Below are 13,412 nucleotides of genomic sequence, written 5' to 3'. Positions count from 1 at the left end.
GCGATGCCCCAGGCGATACTGGAGCGGTCAGCGACCCCGAGTACAACGGCGGTCTTGTTGGTTAAGTCCATCGGATCGTCTCCCAGCTGCTTTCTTTATGTTTTAGAGTGGTAGGCACCCACGAGCGGGCCAACACGGTAGCTCGCGCGGTGCCTCAGCTTCAAGGGAGCGGGTCCCGCCGGCGCTGGCAGGGTGTGCTTGGGGTGGCTGCTGACCCTCCAGCTTGGAAACGCATGACCCTCGAAATCGGCCTGGTCTTCTCAATTCTGGCCATGGGCTTGGTGATGTTCATCACCGGCTGGGTGCGGATCGACCTAGCTGCCATGACCGTGCTCAGCGCGCTGGCGCTTACCGGATTGGTCGGTCCCGAGGAGGCCTTGGCGGGGTTTTCCAGTCCCGCCGTGGTCACCGTCTGGGCCATGTTCATCATGAGCGAAGGGCTGATTCGCACGGGCGTAGCGCGGATTTTCGGCCGTCAGGTGCTGAAGCTCGCGGGCGGCGGCGAGCGTCAGGTGATCATGGTCATCGTGCTGTCGAGCGGTGCGCTCTCGGCGTTCATGAACAACATCGCCGTCGTCGCCCTCATGCTGCCGGTGGTCATGGACGTCTCGCGCGTCGTCTCGATCGCGCCCTCTCGTCTGCTGATGCCGCTCTCCGCCGGCACGCTCCTCGGCGGAATGACCACGCTGATCGGCACGCCGCCCAATCTCCTCGCCAGCCAGGCCCTGGGCCGCGCCGGTTTTACGGAGTTCGGGGTCTTCGACTACACCCATGTGGGCCTCCCGGTGCTGCTCGTGGGCAGCGTGTTTCTGGCGCTGGCGGGGCCGGCGCTCCTGCCGGAGCGAGACACGGGCGCTGAGACGCGCCATCGACGTCGGGGAAATCTCGCTCGCCAGTACAAGCTGCACGAGCGCTCGGCGATCCTGCGAATCCCCGACGACTCGGTGCTCATCGGGCGCACGCTGGGGGCGACCCGCCTGTCCCGGGCCTTGGGCCTGGTGGTGGTGGGCATCTTCGAGCACGGACGACTGATCCACCTGCCCGCGCCGGATCAGGTGCTTCGACGCGGCCATCGACTGCTGGTCCAAGGACGCCTCGATCAGCTGGAGGAGCTGCGGCGCTGGAAAGACTTTCAGATCGAGCGTGAGGTGTCCCTGCTGCGCAAGCGTCTGAACGAGGAGTTGGTGCAGCTGGAGGTGACGGTGTGCGACTCCTCGCCGCTGGTGAGCAAGGTGTTGGATCCCGCTGCCCTGCGCCGGCGCTTCGACCTCAATGTGGTGGCCCTGCGGCGGGATGGTCACGTCGTTCGCCAGGATCTCGGGACCCAACTAGTGGAAGCGGGTGACACACTGCTCCTCGAAGGCGTGGGCGAGCGGGCTGAAGAGGCGCGTCGTTCGGAGCACTTCACCGAGGGGCCGCCGCACGAGAGCGTGGAGAGCGAAGAGCTGCGGCAACGCTACCGCCAGCGCGATCGTATGTTCTCCCTGCTGGTGCCCGAGGGGTCGAGCTTGGTCGGCGCCTCCCTGGAGTCGAGTCGTATCGGCTACGCCTTCGACTTTCGCGTGCTGGGCCTCGTACGCGAGGGCAAGGTGCAGCTGATGCCCTCGCCCGACGAGACCCTGCAGGCGGGAGATCGGATCCTGGTCCAGGGGCGTCTGCGCGACCTGCTGGTGCTGCGCGGTCTACAGGAGCTGGATCTGGAGCAGGTCGCGGAACCTGACCTGGGCGTCCTCGAATCGGAGGCGGTCGGGCTCATGGAGGTCGCCCTGTCGCCGCGCTCGCGCCTGGCGAACATCACCCTGGCGGAGCTGCGCTTCCGCCAGCGCTTCGGGGTGGAGGTCCTGGCGATCTGGCGCGAGGGGACGGCGCATCGTTCGGCCCTGCGCGCGATGGACCTTCGCTTCGGCGATGCCGTGTTGCTGATCGGTCCACGGGAGAAGTTGCGGATGCTCGAGCGCAGTGAGGAATTCCTCATGCTCACCCAGCCCGCCGATGAGGAGCCCGTGAGCGCCCGGGCGCCGCTCGCCGCCCTCATCCTGCTGGCGGTGCTGCTGCCCGTGTTGTTGGGTTGGCAATCGATCGGGGTGGCCGCCGTGATCGGGGCCACGGCCATGCTACTCACCGGGTGCCTGACCATGGACCAGGCTTACCGAGCCATCGAATGGCGTGCGATCTTCCTGATCGCCTGCATGTTGCCCCTGGGGACGGCCTTGCAGACCACCGGGGGCGCCGAGTGGGTAGCGCAGGCGCTGGTCGGGAGCCTTGGGGGATTGGGCGGCTGGTGGGTGGTCGGTGGCCTCTACCTGCTGACGGCTTTGTCGACCCTGGTCATTCCCACCGCCGCATTGATCGTGCTGATGGCGCCGATCGCCATCGCCGTCTGCGCGGCGGCCGGCGTCTCGCCGCAGACGGGCATGATGGCCATCGCCCTGTCCTCGTCGGCCTGTTTCTCGAGCCCAGTCTCCCACCCTGCCAATCTGCTGGTGATGGGTCCCGGAGGCTATCGGTTCAGCGATTACCTGCGCCTCGGTGTGCCGCTCACGCTGGTCGTGATGCTGGTGGTGATGACGCTGTTGCCCTTCGCCTGGCCGTTGAGCTGAGGGTAGGGAATCTCTGCACAAGTTCGCGCGCCTTGATCTCGTGTCGCTGGACGCACGGGGCCGCCGACCGAACTTGTGCAGGGCTTCCCTAATGGAAGGAAAACGCGCCGAAGCCGATGGCCCGGTTGGGGTCGCCGCCGATGCAGTCGGCGGAGTTGCGCATCGCGAGGGTGCTCGCTCGTAGGTGCCGTCGTGCGGCGAGGCGCAGCAGCGACCGCATCGCGCGATAGCTGCAGGCGTGGCGGTGTTCGATCGCCTCCGGGGCGCCGCGCTCGACGGCGAGGCGTGTTTCCTCGTCGAGGCGGCGCGCCGTGTCGTACTCGTTGTAGCGGCTGAGGTCGCTGCTGAGCACGAGCACGGTGTCTGGGTCATCATCCCAGGCGGCGTCGATCACCCGTTCGCACTGGGCGTCGTCTGAATCACCTATTAGTATCGGTAGCAGGGCGAAGTCGCCGAGCAGGCGCTGTAGGAAGGGTAGCTGCACCTCGATCCCGTGCTCGTCCCGATGTGGATCATCGAACAGCCGAACGCCGTGCTCGTCCACCAGACGACGCCGCCAGTCGTGATCGATCCTGGTCGCTCCGAGCGGGGTGAGCAGTGCATCGCTGGAGGGTACGGCCATGCCCGAGAGGCCATCGCGGTGCGTGCTCGAGATCAGGAGCACTCGGCGGATGCGCTGGTGGTCCGGGCCGAGGGCGGCGAATCCGTGGGCCGCGATCGGGCCGCTGTAGCGATAGCCTGCGTGGGGCACGATGATAGCTCTCGCTGCGCTTGGCGTCGGCCCGCGCACGGTGCTCAGGCAATCGTCGACCGCCCGCCGCAACGCCTGGGCGCCAGCCGGGTAGAACAGGCCAGCGGCACTGGCATCGCGAAGGGCGGGCCGGGTGCCGATCAGGTCTGCGCGGTGAGTAGGCATGGCCCAGACTATGCCCCGCTCGCCCCTGCTCCTGTCAAAAGGGCGGCGACCTGTCACGCGACACAGGGTGCTTAGAACCGATCGACTTCTGTCGTTCAGCGGTGACATGCCGTACGAAGGCGGCTTCATAGGGGCCGTTCAACGCAGTTTCGGTGAACTGGCCTGGGCCGAGTGCAATATGCCTGTGGGCCTCTTCACAGACGTTTTGCCGCCCTGACCGTACGCTCTGCACCATGACCGCGAAGTTCTACATGCAGTTCGTACTCGACGAGGGTATGGACCGCGACCCGGCTCAGTACTGCGGTGTCGTGGAGGTGGAGAACCTCTTCGGCCCACTGGGACTGGAAGAGCTGGAGTCCCTGTTAGCCGAAAATTTTGACGTGGATTCGCACGACGTGCAGGTGATCCACTACGCGCGACTGCACTGAGTCGCGCGCACCATGCCGCCCGCGCCAGGCCTGGCGCGGGCTCGAATTGCGGACCTGGTTCACAGTTCCAGGTGGCCTATGTCAAAGGCCTCTCCTCTCCCAGTTAAGGTACGTTGAACGGCTGGTCTGACCGCACATCAGCGGGTCCATCGACAAGCCTTGTTTACCGCCCTCGCTACCTGCTACTACTGGTTGTATGAACAGTCTTGCGCGCGAGAACCTCGAGTTGCGCAGCCAGCTCGAACAGCTTCAACGCACTGCCCAACTCAACCACGAGGCAGGCCGCCGTGCCGCCCAACGCGAGCACCGCCTGCTCTGTGCCGAGGGGCTGGCTGCCCTGCTCGATGAACTAGCGGTGAGCGCCCAGCGCCGCTTCAAGGTCACGGCAGCCCAGCTGGTGCTGATAGATCCTGAGCACGAGATCCGCCATCTCCTCGCGGCGACCGCCCGGGATGGTATGCGGTGTCCCCAGCACGCCATTCGCTTCCTGGAAGACGAGCGGCAGCTCCCGCCCCAGCTACGCGATCTGCGAGCGCCCACCCTGGGCCGCTACCGGTCGAGTGATGCGGTGCTCTTCCCGCGGCACGGCGTCAGTACCCTGGGTAGCCTTGCCCTATTACCCCTGCGCCGGGGCGGCCGGTTGCTCGGCGCTCTGTGCCTCGGCGATGCGGACGCGGCCCGCTTCGACCCGGATCTCGCGACGGACAACCTGCGCAACCTGTCCGTCGTCGGAGCGATCAGCCTGGAGAACGCCCTGAACCGCGATCGTTTGCTGGTCGGTGCGATCACCGACCCGCTGACGGGACTGCACAACCGACGCTACCTCGACAGTCGGCTGCGCGAGGCGATCGCCCGCGCCCGCCGCGAACGCAGCCCCCTCGCGTGCCTGCTGTTGGATCTGGACTACTTCAAACGGGTCAACGACACCTACGGACATCTGGCGGGCGACGAAGTCTTGCGTGAGGTAGCGCGACGGATCCAGGGCGCGGTGAGGGCGAGCGACGTATGTGCCCGCTACGGGGGCGAGGAGCTTGCCGTGGTCTTACCCGACACGCGACGGGTGGAGGCCGAGGCCCTGGCCGAGCGCTTGCGCCAAGTGGTGTGTGGTGCGCCCATCCCGGTGGTGAGCGGGCGGGCGATCACCGTCACCTCGTCGATCGGCGTCGCCACCGCCGCCCCCGGCACGAGCCTGGATCCGAGCGAGACCAGTGCCGCGGTGCGCGATTTACTCCAGGCGGCTGACCAGGCCTTGTTTCGGGCCAAGGCCGAGGGGCGCGACCGGGTGTGTAACGCCGCCTGAGCTCAGCGTCGGGCCACACGTGAGGCTCGAGCGTCCGCCGTCTCTATCAAGCTCTCGATTATGTCGGATGGGTGGGTCGGCGACCCACGATCGGCGAAGGTTGGAGCAGAAACAGCGACTTGCCAGCGCGTGCGTGTTGTTGTCGGCGTCACGATTCTGACACACTGTCTCGGTGGGCTCGTCAAGCGCGCTCGCTGCGCGTTTGTTGGGAACGCGCCAAGCTCGAGGAGATGTTCGCCATTCCAGTCGGCGCCCGCCAATGAGTGATTCCATCGATTGCGACGGGTTTCGCGCCAACGTTGGCATCATCCTGTGCAACGAAGAAGGCCAACTCCTTCTCGCCGGGAGGTGTGGCCAGCGCGGGTGGCAGTTTCCCCAGGGTGGTATCAACCCGGGGGAGACGCCGGAAGCGGCGATGTACCGGGAGCTCGAGGAAGAGGTGGGCCTGTGCCGACGCCAGGTCGAGCTGATGGGCACGACGGAGCCATGGCTGCGCTACCGCCTGCCCAAGCGCTACTGGCGTAAGAATTCCTTCCCCCTATGCATCGGTCAGAAACAGATCTGGTTCCTGCTGCGATTGCAGTGCGAAGACAATTCGGTTTGCCTGGACAGCACGGACCATCCGGAATTCGATCGCTGGCGTTGGGTGGACTTCTGGCAGCCCGTGGCCGAGGTGATCTACTTTAAGAAGCGGGTCTACGCACGCGCCCTCGAGCAACTTGGGCCCTTGCTCTACCCGGACGGCGTGCCGCCGCGACCGGACGACCTGCGAATTCCGCGCCGCCGCCGCCGGCGTTCCAAGCGTCGTTCCTCGTCGGCGCCCAAGAACGGCGCCCAGCCCGAAGTCGCCCTCATCGAAGGCGGTACTCAGGTCAACCGCTGAACTGCCGTTAGAAAGGTTTGGTCACCGCCAGGATGACCACTGCGATCAGCACCAGGGCCGGTGCTTCGTTGAACCAACGGAACCAGATATGGGAGTGCTTCTCCCGACCCGCGCGGAATCTACCGATGATGCGCAGGCAATAGGCGTGGTACGCGATGAGCCCCACAACCAGGGCGAGCTTGGCGTGCAGCCAGGGCATGGAGAGGAGTGAGGTGTTGATGACGATCATGCTGATGCCGAAGACAGCAGCGCCGATGGCGGCGATCGTCATGATCCCGAACAGCTTGCGCTCCATGACCTGAAAGCGCTCGTGGCCCGCCTCGTCCTCGGTCATCGAGTGGTACACAAACAGGCGTGGCATGTAGAGCAGCCCGGCAAACCAGGACACGACGAAGATCAGGTGAAAGGCCTTCAGCCACAAGTACATCAACGACTCCTCGCCAGCGCGTGTGGTGACCGGGTCCAGGCGGGTGTGGATGGCGCCGTTTGGCGCCGATGGTTCCTTGGACCTCGGCCCGCTATGATCCGCCCACCATGGTGAGTCCCAGCAGCGCCAGCCCCGGTCCCGATCGACCGGCGAGCTTGCGGCATACCCAACTTGTTGTAAAGCCACGGCGTCCCTGGCTCAGGCGCGTCGCTTTTGTGGGTGGCGCGCTGATCGCGCTGGTCGCTGTGGGCACCGCTTTCGAGTCCGGACGACGCTTCGGGCTCGGCGAGTGGGCCCGTGGGTCGCAGGAACTGGAGCTGTTGGTGCAACAGGCTCGCGAACGCGAGCAGGACAACCAGCGCCTGCGCCGAGAATTGGCCAATCTGACCACCTCGCGAGGGGTGGAGCGCCAGGCGCAGGAGGAGGTGCGAGCGATGCTCGTCGATCTCGAGCGACAGGTGCAGAGCCAGCGTGAGGAGTTGGACTTCTACCGCACGATCGTCTCACCCGATGATGGCGTGGCGGGCTTGCGAATCCAGGACTTCCGGGTGCGACCGGGCGCCGAGGGCAGCGTCTACCACTTACAGCTGGTGCTCGTCCAGGCAGCAAAGCACGATAAGCCCGTGGCCGGTAATGTAGAGTTCACGATAGAAGGCGTGGCCTCTGGGCGACCCGCGGTACTGAAGGCGCAGGAACTGGCTGGCGCTGAGAGCGTCCAGTCACTGGCGTTCTCCTTCCGCTACTTCAAGGATCTGGAACAGAACGTGGTGCTACCACCAGACTTCATCCCGGATCGGGTCGTGGTCGAGGTGAGTCCTGAGGACGACCCCGATCGCGCCATCCGGCAATCATTCGACTGGTCAGTGAAAAGCAGCTGAGGTAATCCAAATGTTCGGCCGTTCCCCGCGAAAGCACGCCCCCGAGATCGATACCCTCATCGGGCGTAACACTCGTGTCGAGGGCGACATCGAGTTCAGTGGCGGATGCCACGTTGACGGTCAGGTGAAGGGATGCATCCGAGGCAGCGAAGAGGGCGGTGAGGCCGTCCTGTCGATCAGTGACACGGGGATGGTTGAAGGCAGCGTGGCCGTGCCCCAACTTATCTTGAACGGTACGGTCCAGGGCGACGTGACCGTCACTGGTCGCATCGAGCTGGGCGCCTCCGCGCGGGTGGTGGGCAACGTGTTCTACCATCTGATCGAGATGGCGATGGGCGCCGAGGTGAACGGTCAGCTGATCCACAACAGCGCGAGCACGCCCTCACCCGTCCTGGTCACCCACCAGGACAAGCACTCGAGTGACGGTGGCGATGGCAAGTCTGGCAAGGGTTCTGCCGGCGCACTCGGCAAGCAGCAAAAAGCGAGCTAGCACATCCGTTGATAGCAACGGACGCTAAAGGAAGGAATGAAGGATGAGCGCACCCACGTTGGATTTTACCGACGCTGCGGCAAGCAAGGTCGGGCAACTGATTGCCGAAGAGGGCAACGATGCCCTCAAGCTCCGGGTCTACATCACCGGGGGCGGTTGCTCGGGGTTTCAGTACGGCTTCACCTTTGACGAGCAGGTAGAGCAAGGCGACACCTGCGTCGAGAACCGGGGGGTGACGCTGGTCATCGATCCCATGAGCATCCAGTACCTGAAGGGCGCGGAGATCGACTACAAGGAAGACCTCCAGGGGGCTCAGTTCGTGATTCGCAACCCGAATGCGGCAACCACTTGCGGCTGCGGCTCCTCGTTCTCGATGTAAGCGAGGCGCTGTCCGTGCGCCTGCAACACTACAGGGGCGCGGCGTGATCGCCGCGGCCGACGGGTTCCCGAGCGATGCCGGATAGCGTCCTCGCCGCCGTCGACCTCGGGTCCAATAGCTTTCACATGCTCGTGGTCCGCCAGGTGGACGGCGGATTCGCCGTCATCGATCGCCTGCGCGAGATGGTTCGTTTGGCCTCGGGCATCGATGAGTCGGGCTACCTTTCCGAAGACTCCCGCACCCGGGCCCTCGAATGCCTGGCCCGCTTCGGTCAACGCTTACGGGTGATCCGCCCCGGGCGCGTGCGGGTGGTGGGCACCAACACCTTCCGCCGCGCCAAGCGTATCGAGGACTTTCTCGGGCGGGCCCAGGCAGCCTTGGGGCATCCGATCGAGATCGTCTCCGGTCGCGAGGAGGCGAGGCTCATCTTCCTCGGCGCGGCCCACTCGCTACCCGCCGGTGATCATCGCCGCCTGGTGGTGGATATCGGCGGCGGAAGCACCGAGGTGATCTCCGGTCAGGGCTTGACCGCCCACGAGCTGGACAGCCTGTACATGGGTTGCGTCAGCATGAGCCAAGCCCACTTCCCGGGCGGCAAGATAACGGCGAAACGTTTCCGCAAGGCGCAAACGGCGGCCCAGGTCGAACTCGAGGCGTTGGCCTCCCGTTTGGCGGGTGCTGAGTGGGACGAAGCTGTCGGCGCCTCCGGCACGATCAAGGCGACCGAAGCGGTGCTGCGGGAATTGGGCTGGCGCTCAGGTGGCATCACGGCACCGGCGGTGCAGCGGCTCGCGGATCACCTCGTGGAGATTGGTCACGCGGATGCCATCGATCTGCCGGGCCTTTCGCCGCAGCGTGCGCCCGTATTTGCGGGCGGGGTGGCCATCCTGCTCGGCTTGTTCGAGTCCCTGAACGTGCGTGAGCTGCGGGTGTCCAGCGGCGCCCTACGCGAGGGCGTTCTGCACGATCTGGTGGGTCGCTACACCGACGATGACGCGCGTATTCGTACGGTCGGCTGGCTGCAGTCGCGCTACGCCGTCGACCTTCGCCAAGCGGAACGGGTCGAGCAAACCGCGTTGGCGCTGTTCGATCAGTGCGCCGAGGACTGGGGTCTGGTAGACCCCCTGTTGCAGTTCGCCCTGCGCTGGGCGGCGCAGCTGCATGAGGTGGGTATGGCCGTCGCGCACGCTCAGTACCACAAGCATGGCGCTTACCTCGTCGAACAGGGGGATCTGCCGGGGTTCTCCAGGCACGAGCAGGAGCTCGTGGGGCGCCTGGTGCGCAGCCATCGGCGCAAGATCGTGTCGAGTCTCTTCGAGCGCTTGCAGCTGCCCTGGCGCGACAGTATCCCGCGCGCCGCGGTGCTGCTGCGATTAGCGGTGGTACTGCACCGAAGTCGCAACCCGGCGTCCCTGCCTGGAATCGAGCTATCAGCTCGCGATCACGCCGTGAGCGTCGCCTTCCCCGAAGGCTGGTTGAGCGAGCACCCCCTCACCCAAGCCGACCTGCTCGACGAGGCGGAGTATCTGCAGGGGATCGGCATCGACCTCAAGCTGCTGGAGCAGCCGGCCGCCGCTGCCGCCGCGGATCGCTGACTCGCTGCCGCGGATCGCTGACTCGCTAGTGGGTGGCCCTGTTCGCCACCTGAGCTTGCGAGGCGGCGGTAGCCAGGCGGACGTTTCGAACCAGCTGCAGCTGCGCCAACACGTGCTCGGCGTGTGCGTTGAAGTCCGCCCGTAGCGCTTCGGGGATCGGGTCTGCTTGCGGGAGCTTCACGGTTCGCGGGTTTCGATGCACACCGGCGATGCGGTACTCGTAATGCAGATGGTTGCCAGAGGCGAGCCCCGTCTTGCCGACGTAGCCGATCACGTCGCCCTGGCGCACGCGCGCGCCCCGCTTGTAGGAGGCGAAGCGAGAGAGGTGTGCATAGAGTGTGGTGATGTTGTCACCGTGCTGCAGGATGATCGTGTTGCCGTAACCGCTCTTGGTGCCTCGGAAGTTGACCTTGCCATCACCGGCCGCTTTGATCGGTGTGCCCGCGGGGGCGGCGTAGTCGACGCCGCGGTGGGCACGAATGGTGTTGAGGATCGGGTGGCGGCGGTTGGGATTGAAGTTGGATGAGATCCTCGAGAAATCCACCGGTGCACGAAGGAATGCCTTGCGCAGGCTAAGGCCATCCGGCGTGAAGTAGTCGGCCCGGCCTTCGGGGTCTACGTAGCGTAGGGCCTGGTAGCGATCGCCGGTATTAACGAACTCTGCGGCGAGGATTGCACCGTCGCGAAGCTTCTGGCCGTCGCGCCAGAGTTCTTCGTAGAGCACCAGGAACTCGTCACCTTTGCGAATATCGAGCACGAAATCGATATCCCACGCGAAGATGCCCGCAAGCTCCATGACCAGGTTATCCGAGATACCCGCTGCACGTCCGGCGTTGAACAGTGACGATGTGATGCGGCCGTGGGCGTGGGTCACGCGCCGCTCCGGGGCGTCGACGGATACGGAAGCCTTGTAGCCCTCTTGGCTGCGGCCGACCTCCAGCAGGCGAAAGTCATCCAGGCGCCGGGTCAGCGCCAGCACGGACTCACCTTCTCGTTGGATCGTGATCTCATCTCCCGGGCGGACCATGCGCAGCGCTTGGGCCGCCTCGTCGAGGCGCAGCATCCTGTGCAGATCGCCTACGCTGAGTCCGTGACGTCGAAAGAGTCGATCGAGTGAGTCACCTCGCTGCACCGTTAGCGTGAGTTGGCTCGGCGACGGCGCCGCGACGGTCGTGACCGCGGCCGGGCTTTCGGATACGGCCTTCATCGGCGTCGGTGAATGGCTCTGTTGATCGAATGCGAGCAACAGGGGCTGAGCGGTGGGGATATCTGATGTTGCCGGAGCGAGCGTCGCTACGGGTGCTGGCGGTAGTGAGCTCGCAGCCGCCGACGCGGGCGCTTCGCTGACCGCAGCCTCCGTCGACTCCAGCAGCGGGCCGGACCCAGCCGTCGTCTCGGCCGCTTCATCGGCCGTCTGGGCTTGACCCGGCAGGCTGATGGCGCGGGTCACGACGGAGTTTTGGGGCACGGGAGCCTTTGGTGGCTCAGCGGCGGGGCTCTCTTTTGGAAGCGCTTCGGCCACAGTGGGCGACGGAGCTTCGGTCGGGTCCTGGACCATCACCAGGGCGGCAGCGGCGACGACGGTGGCGAGGGCGGCCCCGATCAGCGCTGCTCTGCGCCCCGGGCGTCGTCGTTGGCGTTTCACGGCCAGCGGTGAGGATTTGAAGTCTAGCCCAACCGTGGTGTGACGCCGCTGCAAGTTAAGGCCCCCGTTGATTGATTTTTCTGCGAATTGGCCAAAACCCTAGCGGCGGGCTTGGATCAGGTCAACTGACGCGGGGCAGGGTTGCTGCTGTGCGGTCGGCTCAGGGGGCGATCCAGGAGCCGTCCACCCCGTGATGGCCGATCGCGAACTGCAGGCGCCGGTGTCCGGCGTGGTGGAGGCTTAGCCACTCCAGCGAGGTGATTTCGGTCGCGACGATGGCGAAGTGAGCACGGCCCTGATCGCTTTGATGGGTCTCAGACGCCGCTGGGAGGTAGTCGAGGGGACCGTCGAGTGGGGATCCTGGGCCCGAGGCATGGCGATAGCAGGCCTGGCTCTGCGGCCGTGAGCCCTGCCAGCGTCGATCCACCTCGTCGCCCTCGTGGTGCAGCGTCGCCAGGCCCGTCATTCGCACTTGTAAGCGCGAGGGAGCGTCGTAAAAGAGCCAACTGGCTGGGCCGGGCTGGGCCAGGTCTCGGGCCTTGGGAGAACGCAGGTCCGTGTGGAATGTGACGCGCCGATGCGCTTCCTCCGCCCCGCGAAGGACCACGGTCCGCTGCTCGGGGGCGCCGTTTCGCACCGTGGCAAACACGCCTAGATGGAAGGGATGGCGGGCGGAGACGACCGCCTGTTCGAGGCGCTGCCAGGTGTCCGACCAGATCGCCGCGGGTTCCAGCGGCGGGAGTGGAGGGGGAGGCGACTTCAAGGTGGGGCGGTTACGCGAAGCGCGGTCGCTGGCGGCGTTCGGCGAAGCCGTAGCGCTCCTTCGGGCCGCGCTGGCGTCGTACGCGGATGGCTGCCGTCGACTCGTCCATCGTGGCGGTTGCCTCCGGGGAGCCGTCGGTGGGTGATGGCTGGGTGGCGCCGGGGCCCCCGCCCACGAGCAGCGTAAAAACGGCCACTGAAAGGGCCCATCGGTGTCGACCGTTAAAGGAAACTTGCACTTTAGTGACCCTCTCGGACATCGCTTGCGACCAGTTCCTAAGTGATCAAGCAAGGCCCATGCCGGAACGCGACTGCGTGCCGCCGGTGGCGGCCGAATTGAGGCCTGGTTCTCAGTAAACGCACTCTGATCCGACCTGTCCAGCCAGGCGCTTTACGGAACGCGCTGACGAGTGCCGTCGGTGCTGGAAGGGCTGGTATCGAGTGTAAAGGTGGCCGACGCTCGAGCTGGTCGAGAAGTCGCCTTCGCTGTCACGCAGCAATCGGCTCTGCCCAGCCCCCTCACGCAGGGATAGAAGCAAAGTCCGTTTCTCGTATTTTCAGGGGGTTAGATGAGGCGGGCGCCGATCCTGTCATCTCTTGGAAAAAAAAGCTTGACCCCTGAAGAGCCGTCCCTATAATGCCGCTCCTCCCCCGCACGAACCGGGGGCGACGACGGCCCACCGAGCCGGTGTTTACTTGACACCATCGCTAGCTGAGCTACCATCGTCGGTCCGCCTCAACGGAGTGCGGAAGCTCTTTAAAAATTAGGACAGGCAATTTGTGCGGGCGCTCGCTTGGGGAGCAAACCCTGACGAGCGTCGGTCACCAGCCAAGGTGACCAACCTAGTCAATATCAAACCTTTAAACTGAAGAGTTTGATCCTGGCTCAGATTGAACGCTGGCGGCACGCTTAAGACATGCAAGTCGAACGGTAACAGGTCCTTCGGGATGCTGACGAGTGGCGGACGGGTGAGTAATGCTTGGGAATCTGCCTAGTAGTGGGGGACAACACGGGGAAACTCGTGCTAATACCGCATACGCCCTACGGGGGAAAGCAGGGGATCTTCGGACCTTGCGCTATTAGATGAGCCCAAGTCGGATTAGCTTGT

13 protein-coding genes and 1 rRNA gene are annotated in these 13,412 nt (G+C 65.2%); 9 read left to right on the top strand and 5 right to left on the bottom strand.

All coding sequences use genetic code 11. From position 1 onward, the window contains the following. Positions 1-233 precede the first annotated feature (233 nt). Entirely contained in the window at positions 234-2,600 is a 2,367-nt protein-coding gene (locus AAF184_21340) for an SLC13 family permease (GenBank protein ID MEO0424894.1), read from the top strand. 88 nt (positions 2,601-2,688) lie between these two features. On the opposite strand, the gene amrB is transcribed toward AAF184_21340, so the two are convergent. Then, on the bottom strand, positions 2,689-3,516 hold the full coding sequence (gene amrB, locus AAF184_21335) for an AmmeMemoRadiSam system protein B (protein ID MEO0424893.1): 828 nt from the start codon (positions 3,514-3,516) through the stop codon (positions 2,689-2,691). 233 nt (positions 3,517-3,749) lie between these two features. On the opposite strand from amrB, the gene AAF184_21330 reads away from it, so the two are divergent. From AAF184_21330 to AAF184_21320, 3 genes are all read left to right on the top strand, one after another. Next, on the top strand, positions 3,750-3,944 hold the full coding sequence (locus AAF184_21330) for a hypothetical protein (GenBank protein ID MEO0424892.1): 195 nt from the start codon (positions 3,750-3,752) through the stop codon (positions 3,942-3,944). A gap of 196 nt (positions 3,945-4,140) precedes the next feature. Beyond that, positions 4,141-5,244: a sensor domain-containing diguanylate cyclase gene (locus tag AAF184_21325; protein ID MEO0424891.1), complete on the top strand. Its 1,104-nt coding sequence runs from the start codon at positions 4,141-4,143 to the stop codon at positions 5,242-5,244. Between the two features lie 259 nt (positions 5,245-5,503). Beyond that, positions 5,504-6,127, top strand: a complete 624-nt coding sequence (locus AAF184_21320) for an RNA pyrophosphohydrolase (protein ID MEO0424890.1) — start codon at positions 5,504-5,506, stop codon at positions 6,125-6,127. A gap of 7 nt (positions 6,128-6,134) precedes the next feature. On the opposite strand, the gene hemJ is transcribed toward AAF184_21320, so the two are convergent. Further along, positions 6,135-6,554 carry a protoporphyrinogen oxidase HemJ gene (gene hemJ, locus AAF184_21315; protein ID MEO0424889.1) on the bottom strand — a complete coding sequence of 140 codons (420 nt, stop codon included), beginning with the start codon at positions 6,552-6,554 and terminating at the stop codon, positions 6,135-6,137. Positions 6,555-6,769: 215 nt separating this feature from the next. Between hemJ and AAF184_21310 the strand changes: the two genes are divergently transcribed. The 4 genes from AAF184_21310 to AAF184_21295 all read left to right on the top strand — a co-directional run bounded on the left by AAF184_21310 (position 6,770) and on the right by AAF184_21295 (position 9,896). Then, positions 6,770-7,432, top strand: a complete 663-nt coding sequence (locus tag AAF184_21310) for a DUF6776 family protein (protein MEO0424888.1) — start codon at positions 6,770-6,772, stop codon at positions 7,430-7,432. Between the two features lie 10 nt (positions 7,433-7,442). After that, positions 7,443-7,922: a polymer-forming cytoskeletal protein gene (locus tag AAF184_21305; GenBank protein MEO0424887.1), complete on the top strand. Its 480-nt coding sequence runs from the start codon at positions 7,443-7,445 to the stop codon at positions 7,920-7,922. Positions 7,923-7,965: 43 nt separating this feature from the next. Next, positions 7,966-8,301, top strand: coding sequence for an iron-sulfur cluster insertion protein ErpA (gene erpA / locus AAF184_21300; GenBank protein ID MEO0424886.1), 336 nt, complete (start codon positions 7,966-7,968; stop codon positions 8,299-8,301). Between the two features lie 74 nt (positions 8,302-8,375). After that, on the top strand, positions 8,376-9,896 hold the full coding sequence (locus AAF184_21295; protein MEO0424885.1) for a Ppx/GppA phosphatase family protein: 1,521 nt from the start codon (positions 8,376-8,378) through the stop codon (positions 9,894-9,896). A 25-nt stretch (positions 9,897-9,921) separates the two neighbouring features. On the opposite strand, the gene AAF184_21290 is transcribed toward AAF184_21295, so the two are convergent. From AAF184_21290 to AAF184_21280, 3 genes are all read right to left on the bottom strand, one after another. After that, positions 9,922-11,541, bottom strand: a complete 1,620-nt coding sequence (locus AAF184_21290; protein ID MEO0424884.1) for a peptidoglycan DD-metalloendopeptidase family protein — start codon at positions 11,539-11,541, stop codon at positions 9,922-9,924. A gap of 160 nt (positions 11,542-11,701) precedes the next feature. After that, positions 11,702-12,304: a pyridoxamine 5'-phosphate oxidase family protein gene (locus AAF184_21285; GenBank protein ID MEO0424883.1), complete on the bottom strand. Its 603-nt coding sequence runs from the start codon at positions 12,302-12,304 to the stop codon at positions 11,702-11,704. Between the two features lie 10 nt (positions 12,305-12,314). Beyond that, on the bottom strand, positions 12,315-12,500 hold the full coding sequence (locus AAF184_21280) for a hypothetical protein (GenBank protein ID MEO0424882.1): 186 nt from the start codon (positions 12,498-12,500) through the stop codon (positions 12,315-12,317). 666 nt (positions 12,501-13,166) lie between these two features. On the opposite strand from AAF184_21280, the gene AAF184_21275 reads away from it, so the two are divergent. Continuing rightward, positions 13,167-13,412 (top strand): 16S ribosomal RNA (locus tag AAF184_21275); the annotation flags it as partial.

It is taken from the genome of Pseudomonadota bacterium (assembly GCA_039815145.1).
Classification (GTDB): domain Bacteria; phylum Pseudomonadota; class Gammaproteobacteria; order Steroidobacterales; family JBCBZW01; genus JBCBZW01.
This window is presented reverse-complemented; position numbering and strand designations above follow the sequence as displayed.

What these genes read in the sequence shown, in the direction of transcription:
- AAF184_21340 (MEO0424894.1), top strand. Translation starts at nt 234, where the DNA reads ATGACCCTCGAAATCGGCCTGGTCTTCTCAATTCTGGCCATGGGCTTG.
- amrB (MEO0424893.1), bottom strand. Translation starts at nt 3,516, where the DNA reads ATGCCTACTCACCGCGCAGACCTGATCGGCACCCGGCCCGCCCTTCGC.
- AAF184_21330 (MEO0424892.1), top strand. Translation starts at nt 3,750, where the DNA reads ATGACCGCGAAGTTCTACATGCAGTTCGTACTCGACGAGGGTATGGAC.
- AAF184_21325 (MEO0424891.1), top strand. Translation starts at nt 4,141, where the DNA reads ATGAACAGTCTTGCGCGCGAGAACCTCGAGTTGCGCAGCCAGCTCGAA.
- AAF184_21320 (MEO0424890.1), top strand. Translation starts at nt 5,504, where the DNA reads ATGAGTGATTCCATCGATTGCGACGGGTTTCGCGCCAACGTTGGCATC.
- hemJ (MEO0424889.1), bottom strand. Translation starts at nt 6,554, where the DNA reads ATGTACTTGTGGCTGAAGGCCTTTCACCTGATCTTCGTCGTGTCCTGG.
- AAF184_21305 (MEO0424887.1), top strand. Translation starts at nt 7,443, where the DNA reads ATGTTCGGCCGTTCCCCGCGAAAGCACGCCCCCGAGATCGATACCCTC.
- erpA (MEO0424886.1), top strand. Translation starts at nt 7,966, where the DNA reads ATGAGCGCACCCACGTTGGATTTTACCGACGCTGCGGCAAGCAAGGTC.
- AAF184_21295 (MEO0424885.1), top strand. Translation starts at nt 8,376, where the DNA reads ATGCCGGATAGCGTCCTCGCCGCCGTCGACCTCGGGTCCAATAGCTTT.